This is a genomic window from Streptomyces sp. NBC_01381 (genome assembly GCF_026340305.1).
In the GTDB taxonomy this organism is placed as follows: Bacteria; Actinomycetota; Actinomycetes; order Streptomycetales; family Streptomycetaceae; genus Streptomyces.
In genome coordinates, this window is record NZ_JAPEPI010000003.1 from 509293 (window position 1) to 523982 (window position 14690).

18 protein-coding genes and 1 riboswitch are annotated in these 14690 nt (G+C 71.5%); of the genes, 13 read left to right on the plus strand and 5 right to left on the minus strand.

The window, feature by feature from the left end:
* The first annotated feature begins 149 nt into the window (after window positions 1-149).
* Window positions 150-761: a dihydrofolate reductase family protein gene (locus OG453_RS40595; RefSeq protein ID WP_266873900.1), complete on the plus strand. Its 612-nt coding sequence runs from the start codon at window positions 150-152 to the stop codon at window positions 759-761.
* Window positions 762-785: 24 nt separating this feature from the next.
* Here the strand turns inward: OG453_RS40595 and OG453_RS40600 are convergent, their stop codons facing one another.
* Both OG453_RS40600 and OG453_RS40605 read right to left on the minus strand, forming a co-directional pair.
* Window positions 786-1493, minus strand: a complete 708-nt coding sequence (locus OG453_RS40600; RefSeq protein WP_266873731.1) for a hypothetical protein — start codon at window positions 1491-1493, stop codon at window positions 786-788.
* A gap of 123 nt (window positions 1494-1616) precedes the next feature.
* Window positions 1617-2210 (minus strand): DinB family protein, encoded by a 594-nt coding sequence (locus tag OG453_RS40605; protein WP_266873732.1) that lies wholly within the window; start codon window positions 2208-2210, stop codon window positions 1617-1619.
* A gap of 139 nt (window positions 2211-2349) precedes the next feature.
* Here OG453_RS40605 and OG453_RS40610 point away from each other — a divergent pair, with 139 nt between their 5' ends.
* The 4 genes from OG453_RS40610 (at window position 2350) to OG453_RS40625 (ending at window position 4961) form a co-directional block, all read left to right on the plus strand.
* Window positions 2350-3006, plus strand: coding sequence for an ATP-dependent Clp protease proteolytic subunit (locus OG453_RS40610; protein ID WP_266873733.1), 657 nt, complete (start codon window positions 2350-2352; stop codon window positions 3004-3006).
* A 7-nt stretch (window positions 3007-3013) separates the two neighbouring features.
* Complete coding sequence (locus OG453_RS40615) at window positions 3014-3322, plus strand: hypothetical protein (protein ID WP_266873734.1); 309 nt, start codon at window positions 3014-3016, stop codon at window positions 3320-3322.
* Between the two features lie 365 nt (window positions 3323-3687).
* Window positions 3688-3854: riboswitch (cyclic di-AMP (ydaO/yuaA leader) on the plus strand.
* A gap of 3 nt (window positions 3855-3857) precedes the next feature.
* Window positions 3858-4331 carry a C40 family peptidase gene (locus OG453_RS40620; protein WP_266873735.1) on the plus strand — a complete coding sequence of 158 codons (474 nt, stop codon included), beginning with the start codon at window positions 3858-3860 and terminating at the stop codon, window positions 4329-4331.
* A 96-nt stretch (window positions 4332-4427) separates the two neighbouring features.
* Window positions 4428-4961 carry a DUF6328 family protein gene (locus OG453_RS40625; protein ID WP_266873736.1) on the plus strand — a complete coding sequence of 178 codons (534 nt, stop codon included), beginning with the start codon at window positions 4428-4430 and terminating at the stop codon, window positions 4959-4961.
* Here the strand turns inward: OG453_RS40625 and OG453_RS40630 are convergent.
* Window positions 4939-5565, minus strand: coding sequence for a LysE family translocator (locus OG453_RS40630; protein ID WP_266873737.1), 627 nt, complete (start codon window positions 5563-5565; stop codon window positions 4939-4941). The two genes, OG453_RS40625 and OG453_RS40630, sit on opposite strands and share 23 nt — an antisense overlap.
* A 118-nt stretch (window positions 5566-5683) precedes the next feature.
* On the opposite strand from OG453_RS40630, the gene OG453_RS40635 reads away from it, so the two are divergent.
* Entirely contained in the window at window positions 5684-6595 is a 912-nt protein-coding gene (locus tag OG453_RS40635) for a LysR family transcriptional regulator (RefSeq protein ID WP_266873738.1), read from the plus strand.
* Here OG453_RS40635 and OG453_RS40640 read toward each other — a convergent pair.
* A complete protein-coding gene (locus OG453_RS40640) occupies window positions 6584-7045 on the minus strand; it encodes an ATP-binding protein (protein WP_266873739.1) in 462 nt (153 codons plus the stop codon). The genes OG453_RS40635 and OG453_RS40640 overlap by 12 nt on opposite strands.
* Before the next feature lie 270 nt (window positions 7046-7315).
* On the opposite strand from OG453_RS40640, the gene OG453_RS40645 reads away from it, so the two are divergent.
* A complete protein-coding gene (locus OG453_RS40645) occupies window positions 7316-8176 on the plus strand; it encodes a helix-turn-helix transcriptional regulator (protein ID WP_266873740.1) in 861 nt (286 codons plus the stop codon).
* A 9-nt stretch (window positions 8177-8185) separates the two neighbouring features.
* Complete coding sequence (locus tag OG453_RS40650) at window positions 8186-8410, plus strand: DUF397 domain-containing protein (RefSeq protein WP_266873741.1); 225 nt, start codon at window positions 8186-8188, stop codon at window positions 8408-8410.
* Window positions 8411-8428: 18 nt separating this feature from the next.
* On the opposite strand, the gene OG453_RS40655 is transcribed toward OG453_RS40650, so the two are convergent.
* Complete coding sequence (locus tag OG453_RS40655; protein ID WP_266873742.1) at window positions 8429-9571, minus strand: 8-amino-7-oxononanoate synthase; 1143 nt, start codon at window positions 9569-9571, stop codon at window positions 8429-8431.
* Between the two features lie 191 nt (window positions 9572-9762).
* On the opposite strand from OG453_RS40655, the gene bioB reads away from it, so the two are divergent.
* The 5 genes from bioB to OG453_RS40680 all read left to right on the plus strand — a co-directional run bounded on the left by bioB (window position 9763) and on the right by OG453_RS40680 (window position 14687).
* Window positions 9763-11025 carry a biotin synthase BioB gene (gene bioB / locus OG453_RS40660; protein WP_266873743.1) on the plus strand — a complete coding sequence of 421 codons (1263 nt, stop codon included), beginning with the start codon at window positions 9763-9765 and terminating at the stop codon, window positions 11023-11025.
* Window positions 11018-12307, plus strand: a complete 1290-nt coding sequence (locus OG453_RS40665) for an adenosylmethionine--8-amino-7-oxononanoate transaminase (protein WP_266873744.1) — start codon at window positions 11018-11020, stop codon at window positions 12305-12307. The genes bioB and OG453_RS40665 overlap by 8 nt, the downstream gene beginning before the upstream one ends.
* A 1-nt stretch (window position 12308) precedes the next feature.
* Window positions 12309-12455 carry a hypothetical protein gene (locus tag OG453_RS40670; RefSeq protein WP_266873745.1) on the plus strand — a complete coding sequence of 49 codons (147 nt, stop codon included), beginning with the start codon at window positions 12309-12311 and terminating at the stop codon, window positions 12453-12455.
* A complete protein-coding gene (bioD, locus tag OG453_RS40675; protein ID WP_266873746.1) occupies window positions 12452-13186 on the plus strand; it encodes a dethiobiotin synthase in 735 nt (244 codons plus the stop codon). The genes OG453_RS40670 and bioD overlap by 4 nt, the downstream gene beginning before the upstream one ends.
* An 829-nt stretch (window positions 13187-14015) precedes the next feature.
* Window positions 14016-14687: a class I SAM-dependent methyltransferase gene (locus tag OG453_RS40680; RefSeq protein ID WP_266873747.1), complete on the plus strand. Its 672-nt coding sequence runs from the start codon at window positions 14016-14018 to the stop codon at window positions 14685-14687.
* Window positions 14688-14690: the final 3 nt, after the last annotated feature.

A 14690-nucleotide genomic window follows, 5' to 3' on the forward strand; every position in this document is an offset into this window, starting at 1 on the left:
CCCCCGCAGCGTCACGCTGCGTAACCTCCTTCGCGTACGGACCCGGCTCCTTCCCGCGCGCGAGCGGCCCCCAGCCTGTCGGCCGAACCTGCCGCCGAGGGCATGGGACAGTGGCGCCGTCGTGGCTGCCGAAGAGAGTGTGGTGCGTGATGCAACTGGTCGTGCAGGAGTTCCTGTCGCTCGACGGTGTCTCCCAGGGTCCGGGGGCCCCGGACGAGGACACCAGTGACGGCTTCACGCGGGGTGGCTGGTTCGTGCCGCACCTGGACGAGGAGTTCGAGCGCCTTGCCGGCACCTGGCTCGGCGAGGCGGACGCGCTGCTTTTCGGCCGCCGCACCTACCAGAACTTCGCGCGGGACTGGCCGCAGATGACCGACCACCCCTTCGCCGGGATCATGAACGGCCTGCCGAAGTACGTGGCCTCCCACAGCCTGACCGAGGCCGACTGGAACCCGACCACCGTCCTGTCCGGCGACGTCCCCGCCCAGGTCGCCGAGGTGAAGCGGCAGCCCGGCCGGGAGCTGCAGATCCACGGCAGCGCCCGGCTCGCCCAGTCGCTGCTGGCCGCCGGGCTCGTCGACACGCTGCGGCTCGCGATCGCCCCGGTCGTGGTGGGCAGCGGCCGGCGGCTGTTCCCGGACGGCGGCGCGCCGGCCGGTCTGCGGCTCGTCAGCCAGCAGACGACACCGGGCGGCCTGTCGGTGCATGTCTTCGCATCGACCGGACTTCCGGAGTACGGGACCTACGGATCCGAGGCGTAGGTCCGCACACCGCGTCCACCGGGGTCAGGTGCGCGGTTCCTGCGTGAGCCGGGCGACCTGCTTGTCGATCACCACGTCGAGCGGGAACCCGGGATTGCGCTGCGCGTTGCGGTCGCTCATGTTCACGGTGAGGGCGCCCACCCGCACGAAGGTCTGACGGTCGGTCAGCACGGTGTCACCCGGGCCGTCCATGCTCAGGTCGAAGGCGACCGCCTCGTCGCCCAATTCGGGCGCCTTCGCCATGGTGATCCGGGAGTTGAGCTTCTGGTCCGGGGTCGTCCCCACCAACGTCTTGCAGGTCTTGAGCCCCTTCTTGAGCCCTTGGAACTGCTCTGCCGCCCCCTGCCCGGCATACGAGGCCAGCCAGGTCCGGCCGCCCCACTGGTTGTCCTTCCACCAGAAGTCCTGGATCACGGACGTGGACGCGTCGTGCGAGACGAGGGCGTCGAACACGTCCTGGCATCCAGGGCCCGGCACCAGAACCCGCGGATCGTACTTGGCAACGGGACCCTGTACGGGCGCGCTGTCCACCTGCGGCACTTCGCCCTCACGCAGCAGGAGGGACTTCAGCTTCTTGGCCGTCAGCGGCCGGGACGGAGACGGCGACAGCGACGGGGACGCGGACGCGGACGCCGAGTCCTTCGCTTTCGGCTCGTCGGGCGACTCCTTCGGGGCGTCGGTCGAATCCTTCGGCAAGCACCCGGTGGCCACGACGACCATCCCCACGGCCATCGCCGTACCTGCCGCTCTGCGGCACCTCGTCCACATCACCGCTGCCCCCCGTGATCCTCTTCGCCTGCGACGGGCAGACACTACGGCCCCGCGGCAGGTTCGGCCAACGCGCCAACGGGGCTGTCACGCCTGCGGGTCGGCCTCCCGGGCCACCCGTTCCAGGCGTTCGCGATGGTTCTCCCACCACGCCTTGTCGTTGGACGGCATGCTGTCGTTGCCCTCGTTCATGCCCACGGCGCCGTCGATGAGTTCCCGGACGATGTCGGCGTGGCCCGCGTGCCGGTGCGTGTCGGCGATCACGCGCACCACGGCGTGATGGAGCGTCACCTCGTCCCTGCCGCTCGGCCACCACGGCACCTTGCCGATCGTGTCCAGGTCCAGCGCGTCGAGCGTCGCGTCCGCGTGTGCCCATGCCCGGCGGTAGAGCTCCACGATGAACTCACGTGACTCGTCGGCGGCGGCCCACATGTCCGCGTTGCCCTCGGCGCCGTCGTCGAGCCAGGGCAGCGGCTCGCCGGACGGGCGCCCGAACGTGTCGCCGAGATAGCCGAGTTCCACGCCCGCCGTGTGCTTCACCAGGCCCAGCAGGTTGGTGCCGGTCGGCGTCAGCGGGCGGCGGACGTCGTACCCGGAGAGGCCTTCGAGCTTCCACAGCAGGGCGTCGCGGGCGGACTGCAGGTAGCGGCAAAGGTCGGCCTTGGGGTCCGTTGAGGTCATGCGCGCCAGTCTGCCGCTCTCGTGATCTCTGTCCACCGGTTTCACCCGCCGTCACCGACCATCGTTACGTACGTCCTGTACATTTTCTACAGGAGCCACGGGCCGGCGCATCCGGTCCCGGGAAGAGGAGTGACGTGCCATGAACCGACCGTCCGCCCGCTATGTCCTGCCCGAGTTCACCGAGCGCACCAGCTCGGGAAAGCGGACTCTCGATCCGTACTCGAAGCTGCTCGAGGAGCGCATCGTCTTCCTGGGCACCCCGATCGACGACACCTCGGCCAACGACGTGATGGCGCAGTTCATGCACCTCGAATACCTGGCGCCGGACCGCGACATCTCGCTCTACATCAACTCCCCCGGCGGCTCGTTCAGTGCGATGACGGCGATCTACGACACCATCCGGTTCGTCACCTGCGACGTGGAGACGACCTGCCTGGGTCAGGCCGCGTCGGCGGCCGCGGTCCTCCTTGCCGCCGGCACCCACGGAAAGCGCCACGCGCTGCCCGGCGCCCGGGTGTTGATCCATCAGCCCTCGATCAGCGAGCCGATCCAGGGCCAGACATCTGACCTCGCGATTCAGGCGGCCGAGCTGCAGCGCACCCGTGCGCTCCTGGAGGAACTCCTCGTACGGCACACGGGGCAGAGCCCGGAGCGCATCGCGGCGGACATCGAGCGGGACAAGATCCTCAGCGCGCCCGAAGCGCTCGCGTACGGCCTGGTGGACCGGATCATCCCCAGCCGCAAGGATTCGCTCCGCGGCAGCAAGGACTCGCTCCGCACCCCGGACGCGAGGTGAGCCGGTGATGCTGCCGCCCGAACTGCCTCCGCTGCCCGCACTGACCCGCGCCGAGGGCGAGTTGATCGACCGGTACCTCGAAGTGGTCGATCTGCTGGGCCGGATCAACCCCGCCCGCGCGTCCGACACGTACGGCGGACTGCGCGCCGCCCAGGCCCTGGTCGGCAGCGCCACCGCGCTGCGGGACGCGCTGACGTTGATGCACCAGCGGGGCGAGACCGCCGTGCACGCACCGACGTTGGCGCGGGCGCTGCGCGTGCTCGACGGGGAGCGGCGGTCCTGCCGGGTCACCGTCCCGCCCCCTTCGGCGCCCTGATTCCCCATCAAGTCGGCTGCCCGGCAGGGCTGTAGCCGTCCGGGGCCGGTCTCAAACGGACCAGACGGGCTACCCCGTTCGGCGTAGCAGGTCGTCGTCAACGGGGTCGGTCACAGGTGCGTCAGCGGTGTACGCGACGGCCGGAATGACTCCTTCCGGTGCTGGTAGAGCGATCGTCGAGCCCTGCGAAGGGTGCCCTTATCCGGCGTTGTCCACCTGAACGGTTCAGCCGTGAGGAGCCTCACAAAACGCCGTTTCGGCTCGGTTTTCTCGCCGTTGACGGGTCAAGATCCCTTCCGACGACAAGCCCCCGCCACAGCGGCGGGGCGGTCCGGGCGGACGCCGAGTCCTGCCGCCGCCCGGATGCCCGGTCGACATCGGTGCACCGGCAGGAGTGGAGGACCCAGGCACGACGGGTCGGTCCGGAAGGTCCGGACAACGGCCCTTGGGGTGAAGCCGCACACCGCGGCCGGGCAACTTTGTCAGCCCGAATCCGACAGGTCATCCTTCACAGGCGGCTGACGAAGGGTTGCGCATGACCGCGCTGAATCATGTTCCGTCGCTGCTCACCAGGGCCGGTTGCGCATCGGCTCTCACGCTCGCCGTCGTCGGCGGCACCCTCGTGGCTCCAGGGCTCACGACGGAGGCCCAGGCCGCGACACACGGAACGAAGGCCCTGAAGATCGCTGCGTCCAAGAAGGGCTCGCCCTACCGCTACGGCGCCGCGGGGCCCAACCGGTTCGACTGCTCGGGCCTGACGCTCTACTCGTTCAAGCGCGCCGGCAAGAAGCTCCCGCGCACCGCCGCACAGCAGTACAACAAGACCCGGCACGTCTCCGCGTCCAACCGCTCACGCGGCGACCTGGTCTTCTTCCACTCCGGCCGGAACGTCTACCACGTCGGCATCTACGCGGGTAAGGGCCGGATCTGGCACGCCCCGAAGTCGAACACCGTGGTGCGGCTCGAGAAGATCTGGAGCAAGAGCGTCTCGTACGGCAGGGTGCGCTGACCTGCCGCCGGGCGGCGGCGGCCGGCCCTTCGGCCGGCGTCGTCGCCCGGCGCGTCCGCCGCGCTTGGCGCGCGCCGACCCGGATACTCGTGCGGCATGGCCGACGACAATGGCTCCCACGCCGCTCACGACACCCGCAACGAGACGCCGTTCGAGCGCGCGGACCGCAACTTCTCGGAGATCCTCCAGGAGTTGAGGGTCACGCAGACCGGCGTGCAGATCCTCTTCGCCTTCCTGCTGACCCTCGCCTTCACGCCCCGCTTCCGGACCCTGGACGACGTGCAGCGCGCCACCTACGTCACCACGCTGCTGCTCGCCGTCCTTGCGGCGGCCCTGTTCACGGCGCCGGCCGCGGTGCATCGGGCGCTGTTCCAGCAGCGTGCCAAACCGCTGATCGTGCGGGTCTCTTCGCAGCTCGCCAGGGCCGGCATGGCCGTCCTGATGTTCGCCCTCGCCGGATCGGTGCTCCTGGTCGTGGACGTGGCGGTGGGCCGCACCGGCGGGATCATCGCGAGCGCGGGCACGCTGCTCGTGTGCGGGGGCCTGTGGGGCGTGCTCCCCCGCGTACTCCCCCGCCTGGCCCGCCGCACGGCCGCGCGGCAGGACGTCACGCCAGAGCCGCCTCGATGAGCAGCACCAGGCCGAGGACGCTCAGCGCGCCGCCGGTGACACCCTCGATCGCCCGGGCGGTACGCGGCCGGCGCAGCCAGCGGCCGAGCCGGTCCACCAGAAGCGCGACGACCGGGAACCACACCAGGGCGAGCGCCACGATGATGGACGCCAGCAGCAGCGTCCTGGGCATCGCGGGGCTCCCCGCGGGCACGAACTGGGGCAGCACGCTGAGGAACGTGATGGGTGCCTTGGGGTTGAGGGCATTGGTGAGGAACCCCTGCCGCAGGCTGCCGCCCACCGCCTTCTCCTCCTCCCCCGGCGCACCGGCACCCCGCACCGGCCGCGCCACCGACCGCAGGGCGCGGTAGCCCAGGTAGAGCACATAGCCGCCGCCGACGATCTGCAGCGCCCGGAAGAGGGTCGGCACCGCCGCGAGCACCGCCGCGACCCCGGCCACCGCGAGCGCCGTGTGCACCAGGAGCCCGCCCGCGACACCGATCGCGCAGGTGACCCCGGCGCGGCGGGAGGCGATGGCGTTGCGCACCACCACGGCGAAGTCGGCGCCCGGCATGGCGACCATGCCCGCGGCGACTCCGGTGAAGGCGACCAGTTGTGCGTCCATGGCCCCAGCCTGCCGTTCTTCTGCCTTCAGCAGGTATGTGGAATATCCTGTGTCTGCCTTAAGCAGGCGTTTACCCCCACGCCGACGGCCCGCCGCGGCGGGAGACACGGGAGACACCATGTACGACCCGACGCGGCTCGCCGCACTGGTGGCGGTCTCCGAGGCCGGGTCGATCACCCGCGCCGCCGAGCGCCTCGGCTACACCGTGCCCGCCCTCTCCCAGCAGCTGGCCAAGCTGGAGCGGGAGGCGGGCACCCCGCTCCTCGTCCGGCATCACCGCGGGGCGCGGCTGACCGGTGCGGGCGAGCTGCTGCTGGCCCGGGCGCGCCGGGTCCTGGACGAGATGGAGCGGGCGCGGCACGAACTGGCCCAGCTGTCGGGCCTGTCCGGCGGCCGGCTGCGCGTGGGGACCTTCACCACGGCAGGCATCCATCTGGTGCCGCCCGCGCTGACCGCGTTCCGCCGTGCCCATCCGGACATCGAGCTGACGCTGCGGGGCTATGAGCCGCCGCTCGGTGTGGCTGCCGTCGCGGCGGGCGAGGTCGACCTGGCGCTCACGCACACCTATGAGCCGTCGGATCCGGTGCCGTTGCCCGCGTCCGTGAGCGCGGAGCCGGTCCTGGTCGAGGAGTTGGTCCTGGTGACCTCGCCCGGGCACGCGCTGGCGGGCCTCTCGTCGCGGCTGCCGCTCGCCGAGCTCGCCGGGCAGCCGCTGATCAGCATGGCGCCGACGCATCCGCCCCGGCACGGCGTGGAGTCGGCGCTCGCACGGGCCGGGGCGACCCCCTCGGTGCTTGTCGAGACTCCGGGCTACGCGCTGGTGTGCGCGCTGGTCAGCGCCGGTCTCGGCGTCGCCGTCGTACCGGAGATGGTGGCGCGGACGGCGGCCACCCCGGTGGGGGTCCGGCCGCTGGAGCCGGGAAGTCTCCGCCGTACGATCTCGGTCGTCCACCGCACCGACGGTTCGCACCCGGCGGCCGACACCTTCCGGGCCCTGCTCCGTGGGGCGTTCGGGCGCTCAGCGGGTTGAGGACGAGGGCGACGGCACCTCGCCCCGGACCGCCCCCGTCCACGGCAGCGCGATCCAGACGGTCTTGCCGCCTTCGGGGGTGGGGGTGACCGAGAGTCTGCCGCCGCATTCGACGGTCAGCCAGCGGATGATCACCATGCCGCGGCCGTTGTCCTGCTGGACGGCGGCGGGCAGCCGCTTGGGGTAGCGGGGGTGACTGTCGGTGACGCCGATGCGCAGCTGCTCCTCGCGGTCCAGCTCGATGCCCACGGTGAAGGTGGGCGACTGTCCGAGGGTGTGCTGCACGGCGTTGGTGGCCAGTTCGGAGACGATGAGCCGGACCGTGTCGGCCACTTCGGCGTCGCCGGGCAGGCCCCACTCCGTGAGGACGTTCGACACGTACTTCCGGGCCGCGGAGACCGAGGCAGGATCGCTCGGCAGAGTGACGGATGCTTCCTGAAGGTCTGCCATGGCGACGCTGTCCCTTTCCCACCGGGACTGGACTCCGACTCGTAGCGGAAGGCACGAGGACAGTCCCGGAATGGTGCTTCGCGCCAGACTGCCACTACTGGGCCCCTCACGTGTGGCGATCCACCGAGATGTGCATATATCTGTCGCTCAAAGCGGTGAACTCTGCTACGACAGACCGTATTTGGGCGCGAGACCGGCACTTCCTCTACTGTCGCCCGTGAGAGACCGGGGGAGGCCGGAAAATGAGGCTCCGTCGGAAAGGAGACGGACATGCAGCACGGTCCCGCGGTGCGCCGCCGCAAGCTCGGCGCCGAACTGCGTGCGCTGCGCACGCTCGCGGGGCTCACCAGCGGCCAGGCCGCGAGCCGGGTCGGCTGGCACCAGTCGAAGGTGAGCCGGATCGAGACCGGGCGTAGCGGTGTCAAGGCCGCGGACGTACATCTCCTCCTCGACGCGTACGAGGTGAAGGATGCCCAACTCCGCCAGTTGCTGGTGGCGTTGGCGGGCGCCGACGACCGCGGCGGGCGTCACCACTGGTGGCACGCCTACCGCGGGCTGCTGCCACCGGCGTACCGCGATTTCATCAGTCTGGAATCACAGGCCTGCCGCGTCCGCACCCTGGAGACCAATGTCGTGCCCGGTCTGCTCCAGACGCCCGACTACGCGCGAGCGGTGACCCGGGCCGCGCTGGACGGTCTGCCGGACGAGCAGGTGGACGCGCTGGTGGAGGTGCGTCTGGCCCGCCAGGACGTGCTGCGCGCGAGACGGCCGCTGCGACTGAGCGTGATCCTGGACGAATCGGTGCTGCACCGGCAGATCGGCGGGGCGCAGGTGCTCGCGGGGCAACTGAAGCGGATACAGGAGGCGGCACAGCTGCCCCATGTGCGGTTGCAGGTGCTGCCGTTCGCCGCGGGAGAGCACAGGGGACTCCTCGGTTCTTTCGTTATCTTCTCATTTCCGAACATTGCTGATCTGGATGTGGTTGTTCTCGACCATTTGACGAGTAGCCTCTACCTCGAACGGAAAGAAGACCTCCAGGCATACACGGATGCCTTCAACTCCCTTCTAGGACAAGCACTTTCACCCGAGGAATCAACGGATCACATCGCCGGGATAGGTGACGGCGCGTAAGGGGGCACCATGACTGCATTGCCTCGGTACGTATCCGACAGCACGTCTCTGCACGGCGCACGGTGGCAGCGCAGCACCCACAGCAACGGAATGAACAACTGCGTCGAGACAGCCCCGCTGACTTCAGGGCCGAAGTCGGGACTGCTCGCCGTGCGCGACTCCAAGCACACCGCAGGGCCCGCCCTGCTCTTCCCGCACGCCACCTGGGAGGCCTTCGTCCACGGCCTCCGGTGACGGGCGGACCCCCGGTGACTACCGGGGTGCGGTGCGGCTGATCACTCGTACGGCATCGGCAATCTGCGCGCCGGTGAGATCCGCACGGGCGGTCAGCCGCAACCGCGAGATGCCGTCGGGGACCGACGGCGGACGGAAACAGCCGACGGCCAGGCCCGCGCCGCGGCAGCCGGCGGCCCAGCACACGGCGGCCTCCGGCGACGGGGCGCGCACCGAGACGACGGCCGCGTCGGGGCGCACCGACTGCAGACCTTCCGCCGTGAGGCGTTCATGCAGCTCGGCCGCGACCGCGCGGGCCCGCGCCGCCCGCTCGGGCTCGGCGCGCAGCAGCCGCAGGGCGGCCAGCGCGGCACCGACGGCTGCCGGGGCGAGCCCCGTGTCGAAGATGAAGGTGCGGGCCGCGTTGATCAGGTGGTCGATGACCTTGGCGGGGCCGAGCACCGCGCCGCCCTGGCTGCCGAAGGACTTCGACAGGGTGACCGTGGCCACGGTGTGCGGGCTGCCCGCGAGCCCGGCCGCCTGCGGTGCGCCGCGGCCGCCGTCGCCGAGCACGCCGAGGCCATGGGCGTCATCCACGATCAGACCGGCGCCGAACTCACCGGCGGCTGCGGAGAGTTCGGCCAGCGGGGCCGCGTCGCCGTCCACCGAGAAGACCGTGTCCGACACGACGACCGCCGGGCCGCGATGGCCGTCGAGCGTCTTGCGCACCGCGGCGGGATCGGAGTGCGGAACCACCTGGGTCGTGCCGCGCGCGAGGCGGCAGCCGTCGATCAGCGAGGCGTGGTTGCCCCCGTCGGAGACGATCAGCGAGCCGTGCGGGGCGAGCGCCGTGACCGCGGCGAGGTTCGCGGCGTATCCGGAGGACAGCACGAGGGCGGACTCGAAGCCGCAGAACTCGGCGAGTTCGCGCTCAAGGTCCGCGTGCAGCTCGGTGGATCCCGTCACCAGGCGCGATCCGGTCGCCCCGCCGCCCCAGCGGCGCGCCGCGGCCGCCGCGCCCTCGGTGATCTCGGGGTGCCGCGCCAGGCCCAGGTAGTCGTTGCTCGCCAGGTCGAGGAGGCCGGGAGCGTCAGCGGGGCGGGGACGCAGAGTGCGGACAAGGCCGGCCCGTGCGCGCAGGCTCGCCTGCTCGTCGATCCAGTCGAACGGCGAGCTCGCCATGGGATTCCTCCGGGGCATGGTCAGGGGCCGGTTGCGGACAGTGGGGTTGCGGACGGTGCGTTTGTAGACAGTGCACAGACCCTAGCCGTCCGGCCACCAGGCCAGGATGTGGCAATACCCACACCTCAAAGCGTTTCTGTTGTGCGAACTCTCCTTGGAAAGGCAGGCTCTCGTACGTAAGGATCAGCGCCATGGATCTGCTGAACACGCTGGTGGACAAGGGGCTTCGGCGCGAGCTGCCGACCCGTGAAGAGGCGCTGGCCGTGCTGGCCACCTCCGACGACGAGCTGCTCGACGTGGTGTCGGCCGCCGGGAAGGTACGGCGCCAGTGGTTCGGGCGACGGGTGAAGCTCAACTATCTGGTCAATCTCAAGTCGGGCCTGTGCCCCGAGGACTGCTCGTACTGTTCGCAACGCCTCGGCTCCACGGCCGGGATCCTCAAGTACACCTGGCTGAAGCCCGACGAGGCCTCGCAGGCCGCCGCCGCGGGTGTCGCGGGCGGCGCCAAGCGGGTCTGCCTGGTCGCCAGCGGCCGCGGGCCGACGGACCGTGACGTCGACCGGGTCTCGCAGACCATCGAGGCGATCAAGGAGCAGAACGAGGGCATCGAGGTGTGTGCCTGCCTCGGTCTGCTCTCCGCGGGCCAGGCGGACAAACTGCGCACGGCGGGCGCGGACGCGTACAACCACAATCTGAATACGTCCGAGGGCACGTACGGCGAGATCACCACGACCCACACCTACGCCGACCGCGTGGACACGGTGCAGCAGGCGCAGGCCGCGGGCCTGTCCGCCTGCTCGGGTCTGATCGCGGGCATGGGCGAGACGGACGAGGACCTCGTGGACGTGGTCTACGCGCTGCGCGACCTCGACCCCGACTCGGTGCCGGTCAACTTCCTGATCCCCTTCGAGGGCACCCCGCTGGCCAAGGAGTGGAACCTCACCCCGCAGCGCTGTCTGCGCATCCTCGCGATGGTCCGCTTTGTCTGCCCCGATGTGGAGGTACGCATCGCGGGCGGCCGCGAGGTGCATCTGCGCACGATGCAGCCGCTCGCCCTGCACCTCGCCAACTCGATCTTCCTCGGCGACTACTTGACCAGTGAGGGCCAGGCGGGCAAGACCGACCTGGAGATGATCGCGGACGCCGGCTTCGAGGTCGAGGGCGCGGGCACCGTGACGCTGCCGGAGCACCGGGCGGACGCGATCGCGGCGGCCGGGTGCGGGTCGCACGGCGAGGTCGGGGGTGGCTGCGGGTCGCACGGGGAGAGTGGAGGCGGCTGCGGGTCGCACGGCGGGGGCGGTTGCGGTCCCTGTGGTTCGTCCGAGCCGTCGGAGCCGTCCGTGGCCGCGGCGGCTTCGGTGGCCTCGGAGAGCCCCGAGAGCTCCGAGGTGCGTACGGATCTGGTGGCCGTACGCCGCCGGGGAGCGGGAACGGATCTGGCGCCCAATGCCTGACCTCCCCGTATCGGAACTGCTCGAACTCGACCGCCGCCATGTGTGGCACCCCTACGGCCCCATGCCCGGCCGCCAGGAGCCCCTGGTCGTCGAGTCGGCGAGCGGCGTACGGCTCCGGCTCGCGGACGGCGGGGGCGAACTGGTCGACGGCATGTCGTCCTGGTGGTCGGCGATCCACGGCTACAACCACCCGGTGCTCAACGACGCGGTCCGCGGCCAGCTGGAGCGGATGAGCCATGTCATGTTCGGCGGGCTCACCCATGAGCCCGCGATCGGCTTGGCGAAGCGGCTTGTCGACATGTCGCCCGACGGTCTGGAGCATGTCTTCCTCGCGGACTCCGGTTCGGTGTCGGTCGAGGTCGCCGTCAAGATGTGCCTGCAGCACTGGCGCTCGCTGGGCCGTCCCGCCAAGCGGCGGATGCTGACCTGGCGCGGCGGCTACCACGGCGACACCTGGCAGCCGATGGCGGTGTGCGACCCCGATGGCGGCATGCACGAGCTGTGGCAGGGCGTGCTGCCCCAGCAGGTCTTCGCGGACGCCCCGCCGGCGGGTTTCGATGCGTACGACGATGTGTACGCGGAGCATCTGCGGGAGCTGATCGGGCGGCACGCCGACGAGCTTGCCGCGGTCATCGTGGAACCGGTGGTGCAGGGCGCGGGCGGGATGCGGTTCCACTCCCCCGCCTATCTGCGGGTGCTGCGCGAGGCGTGCGACGAGCACGACGTGCTGCTCGTCTTCGACGAGATCGCGACGGGGTTCGGCCGCACGGGCCGGCTGTTCGCCGCGGACCACGCGGGCGTCACGCCCGACGTCATGTGCGTGGGCAAGGCCCTGACCGGCGGCTATCTGACGATGGCGGCCACGCTGTGCACGGCGAGGGTCGCCGACGGCATCTCGCGCGGCGAGGTGCCGGTGCTTGCCCACGGCCCCACGTTCATGGGCAATCCGCTCGCCGCCGCGGTGGCCTGCGCCTCGATCGACCTGCTGCTCGGGCAGGACTGGCAGACCGAGGTCAAGCGCATCGAGACGGGCCTGCGCGGCACGCTCGGCGAGGCGGCCGCGCTGCCGGGCGTACGGGACGTACGTGTGCTCGGCGCGATCGGTGTCGTCCAGCTCGACCACCCGGTCGACATGGCAGCGGCCACGCGCGCCGCGACACGCGAAGGCGTGTGGGTACGACCGTTCCGCGACCTGATCTACGCGATGCCGCCCTTCATCACGGGCGACGACGACGTGGCACGGATCGGGCGCGCGGTGTGCGCGGCGGCGAAGGAGGGCTGACATGACAGTCCTCGTCGTGTCCGGCACAGGCGCCAAAAGCGGCAAGACCGGCACAACAACCATGCCCGCCGCCACACGCGAAGGGCTGCAGGTACGTGACACGCACCGGCCACGCCGCATCCGCGGCAGCAAAGGAGGCCTGACATGACGGTCCTCGTGGTGTCCGGCACGGGCACCGAGATCGGGAAGACCGTGACGACGGCCGCGGTGGCCGCACTCGCGGTTGCCGCGGGACGGAGCGTCGCCGTGCTCAAGCCCGCGCAGACCGGGGTCGCGCCCGGCGAGCCGGGGGACGCGCAGGAGGTGGTGCGCCTTGCGGGTGATGCCGTCACCACCCTCGAACTGGCCCGCTTTCCCGAGCCGTTGGCGCCGAACACCGCCGCGCGGCGGGCCGGGATGGCGCCGATCCGCCCGCACGAAGTGGCCGATGCGGCCGAGAAGTTGGCGGCCGAGCACGATCTGGTCCTGATCGAGGGCGCGGGCGGCCTGCTCGTCCGCTTCGACGACGAGGGCGCCACCCTCGCCGATGCCGCGCGGCTCCTTGCCGCGCCGGTCCTTTTGGTCGCGTCGGCGGGCCTCGGCACGCTCAACACGACGACCCTGACCGCGGAGGCGCTCCGCGCCCGCGAGCTGACGCCGTTGGGCGTGACGGTCGGCAGCTGGCCGACCGCCCCGGACCTGGCCTCCCGCTGCAACCTCGCGGACCTGCCGCAGTCGGCCGGAACAAACCTCCTGGGCGCGATCCCGGCGGGGGCGGGCGCCCTCTCAGGGCCCGACTTCCGCACCCGAGCGGGGAGTTGGCTGGGCCCCGAGCTGGGCGGGAAGTGGGACGCGGCGGCTTTCACTGCACGGGAGGCGCCGGGGGCGCGGGAGGTCTGACGGCCACTGGGCTGACGGGGGGGCAGGACCTTCGGGTCTTGTCCCCCTTCCCTATGCGCGACGCTGGGCGCGCCGGAAGGCTGAGGGGCGAATGGGCTGACGCAGGGCGGGAACTCGGGAGCCCGTCACCCCTTCCCCCTTCACAGCGCGGCAGGCGCCGGGAGTACCGGAAGCCTGAGGGTCAGTGGCTGACGGGGGCGGGACCTTGGGGCCCGTCACCCCTTCCCCCGTCGCGGCACGGGAGGCGCCGGGGGCGCGGAGAGTCTGGGGGGCTACCGGGCTGACGCGGGACGGGACCTCGGAGCCCGTCACCCCTTCCCCCTTCGCAGCACGGGAGGCACCGGGGGCGGGGGAAGCCTGCGAGGCCACCCGGCTGACGCGGGGCGGGACCTCGGAGCCCGTCACCCCTTCCCTCTTCGCGGCACGGGAGGCACCAGGGGCGCGGAGAGTCTGGGGGGCCACCGGGCTGACGCGGGACGGGACCTCGGAGCCCATCGTCCCCTCCCCCTTCGCGGCTGCGGGGCAGTGGGCTGATGCGGGGGAAGATTTCGGAGGCCGTCGTTCCGTTTCCCTGAGGGTCCCCGGCTTCGAGCACGCCGGGCCGTGGCCCGGCGGCTTTCGCGTAATCGGGCCCGCAGCGGTGGCCGCACAGCCCGCGCCCCGGCAGCTACCGCAGCGCCGGAGCCCAAGCCCAGCACCTGCCCCGCGGGCCGCCCCCGGTGGCGTAACCCCGGAGCCCCGTCGGCCCGACTCGCTGCGGCCGGCGTGGGGGAAACCGGCCCCGGCGGGGCACCATTGCGGTATCCGCTCACCCTGCTGAGGAGTGCCCATGTCGCCTCGCTCCGCCAAGGCTGTGTCCCGGGACGCCGTGCACCACCCGGTCTTCGCCCGTTTCTACGCACGTCAGAGCGTGGCCGCCGAGCGCGTGGTCGGCGCCCACCGCAAGGAGCTGCTCGCCGGGCTCTCCGGTCGTGTGATCGAGGTCGGCGCGGGCAACGGCCTGAACTTCGCGCACTACCCCACCGCCGTGTCCGAGGTCGTGGCGATCGAACCGGAGCGCATTCTGCGGCAGTTGGCCGCGTCCGCGGCCGTGCGGGCCGAGGTCCCGGTCGACGTGGTGCCGGGTGCGGCCGAGGCCCTGCCCGTCAAGAGCGAGGCCTTCGACGGAGCGGTGGCCTCCCTGGTGCTGTGCAGTGTGCGCGACGTGCCCCGCGCCCTCGCCGAGCTGCGGCGCGTCCTGCGGCCCGGCGGCGAGCTGCGGTTCTTCGAGCACGGCGTGGCGCCCGGCAAGGCGATGGCGCGTGCGCAGCGCGTGCTTGACCGTACGGTCTGGCCCCTGCTCTTCGGCGGCTGTCACGTCGCGCGGGACCCGCTGGCCGCGCTGCGGGACGCGGGGTTCGAGATCGGCCCGTACCGGCGCTTCCTGGTACCCGCGAAGGGGCCACGGCTGCCCAGTTCGTACTGCGTACTCGGCTCCGCCCGCCGCCCAGAAGGAGACTGAGAG

What these genes read in the sequence shown, in the direction of transcription:
- OG453_RS40645 (WP_266873740.1), top strand. Translation starts at nt 7,316, where the DNA reads ATGCAGCACGGTCCCGCGGTGCGCCGCCGCAAGCTCGGCGCCGAACTG.
- OG453_RS40640 (WP_266873739.1), bottom strand. Translation starts at nt 7,045, where the DNA reads ATGGCAGACCTTCAGGAAGCATCCGTCACTCTGCCGAGCGATCCTGCC.
- bioD (WP_266873746.1), top strand. Translation starts at nt 12,452, where the DNA reads ATGACGGTCCTCGTGGTGTCCGGCACGGGCACCGAGATCGGGAAGACC.
- OG453_RS40620 (WP_266873735.1), top strand. Translation starts at nt 3,858, where the DNA reads ATGACCGCGCTGAATCATGTTCCGTCGCTGCTCACCAGGGCCGGTTGC.
- OG453_RS40635 (WP_266873738.1), top strand. Translation starts at nt 5,684, where the DNA reads ATGTACGACCCGACGCGGCTCGCCGCACTGGTGGCGGTCTCCGAGGCC.
- OG453_RS40610 (WP_266873733.1), top strand. Translation starts at nt 2,350, where the DNA reads ATGAACCGACCGTCCGCCCGCTATGTCCTGCCCGAGTTCACCGAGCGC.
- OG453_RS40665 (WP_266873744.1), top strand. Translation starts at nt 11,018, where the DNA reads ATGCCTGACCTCCCCGTATCGGAACTGCTCGAACTCGACCGCCGCCAT.
- OG453_RS40615 (WP_266873734.1), top strand. Translation starts at nt 3,014, where the DNA reads ATGCTGCCGCCCGAACTGCCTCCGCTGCCCGCACTGACCCGCGCCGAG.
- OG453_RS40670 (WP_266873745.1), top strand. Translation starts at nt 12,309, where the DNA reads ATGACAGTCCTCGTCGTGTCCGGCACAGGCGCCAAAAGCGGCAAGACC.
- OG453_RS40650 (WP_266873741.1), top strand. Translation starts at nt 8,186, where the DNA reads ATGACTGCATTGCCTCGGTACGTATCCGACAGCACGTCTCTGCACGGC.
- OG453_RS40595 (WP_266873900.1), top strand. Translation starts at nt 150, where the DNA reads ATGCAACTGGTCGTGCAGGAGTTCCTGTCGCTCGACGGTGTCTCCCAG.
- OG453_RS40605 (WP_266873732.1), bottom strand. Translation starts at nt 2,210, where the DNA reads ATGACCTCAACGGACCCCAAGGCCGACCTTTGCCGCTACCTGCAGTCC.
- OG453_RS40625 (WP_266873736.1), top strand. Translation starts at nt 4,428, where the DNA reads ATGGCCGACGACAATGGCTCCCACGCCGCTCACGACACCCGCAACGAG.
- OG453_RS40655 (WP_266873742.1), bottom strand. Translation starts at nt 9,571, where the DNA reads ATGGCGAGCTCGCCGTTCGACTGGATCGACGAGCAGGCGAGCCTGCGC.
- OG453_RS40630 (WP_266873737.1), bottom strand. Translation starts at nt 5,565, where the DNA reads ATGGACGCACAACTGGTCGCCTTCACCGGAGTCGCCGCGGGCATGGTC.
- OG453_RS40600 (WP_266873731.1), bottom strand. Translation starts at nt 1,493, where the DNA reads ATGGCCGTGGGGATGGTCGTCGTGGCCACCGGGTGCTTGCCGAAGGAT.
- bioB (WP_266873743.1), top strand. Translation starts at nt 9,763, where the DNA reads ATGGATCTGCTGAACACGCTGGTGGACAAGGGGCTTCGGCGCGAGCTG.
- OG453_RS40680 (WP_266873747.1), top strand. Translation starts at nt 14,016, where the DNA reads ATGTCGCCTCGCTCCGCCAAGGCTGTGTCCCGGGACGCCGTGCACCAC.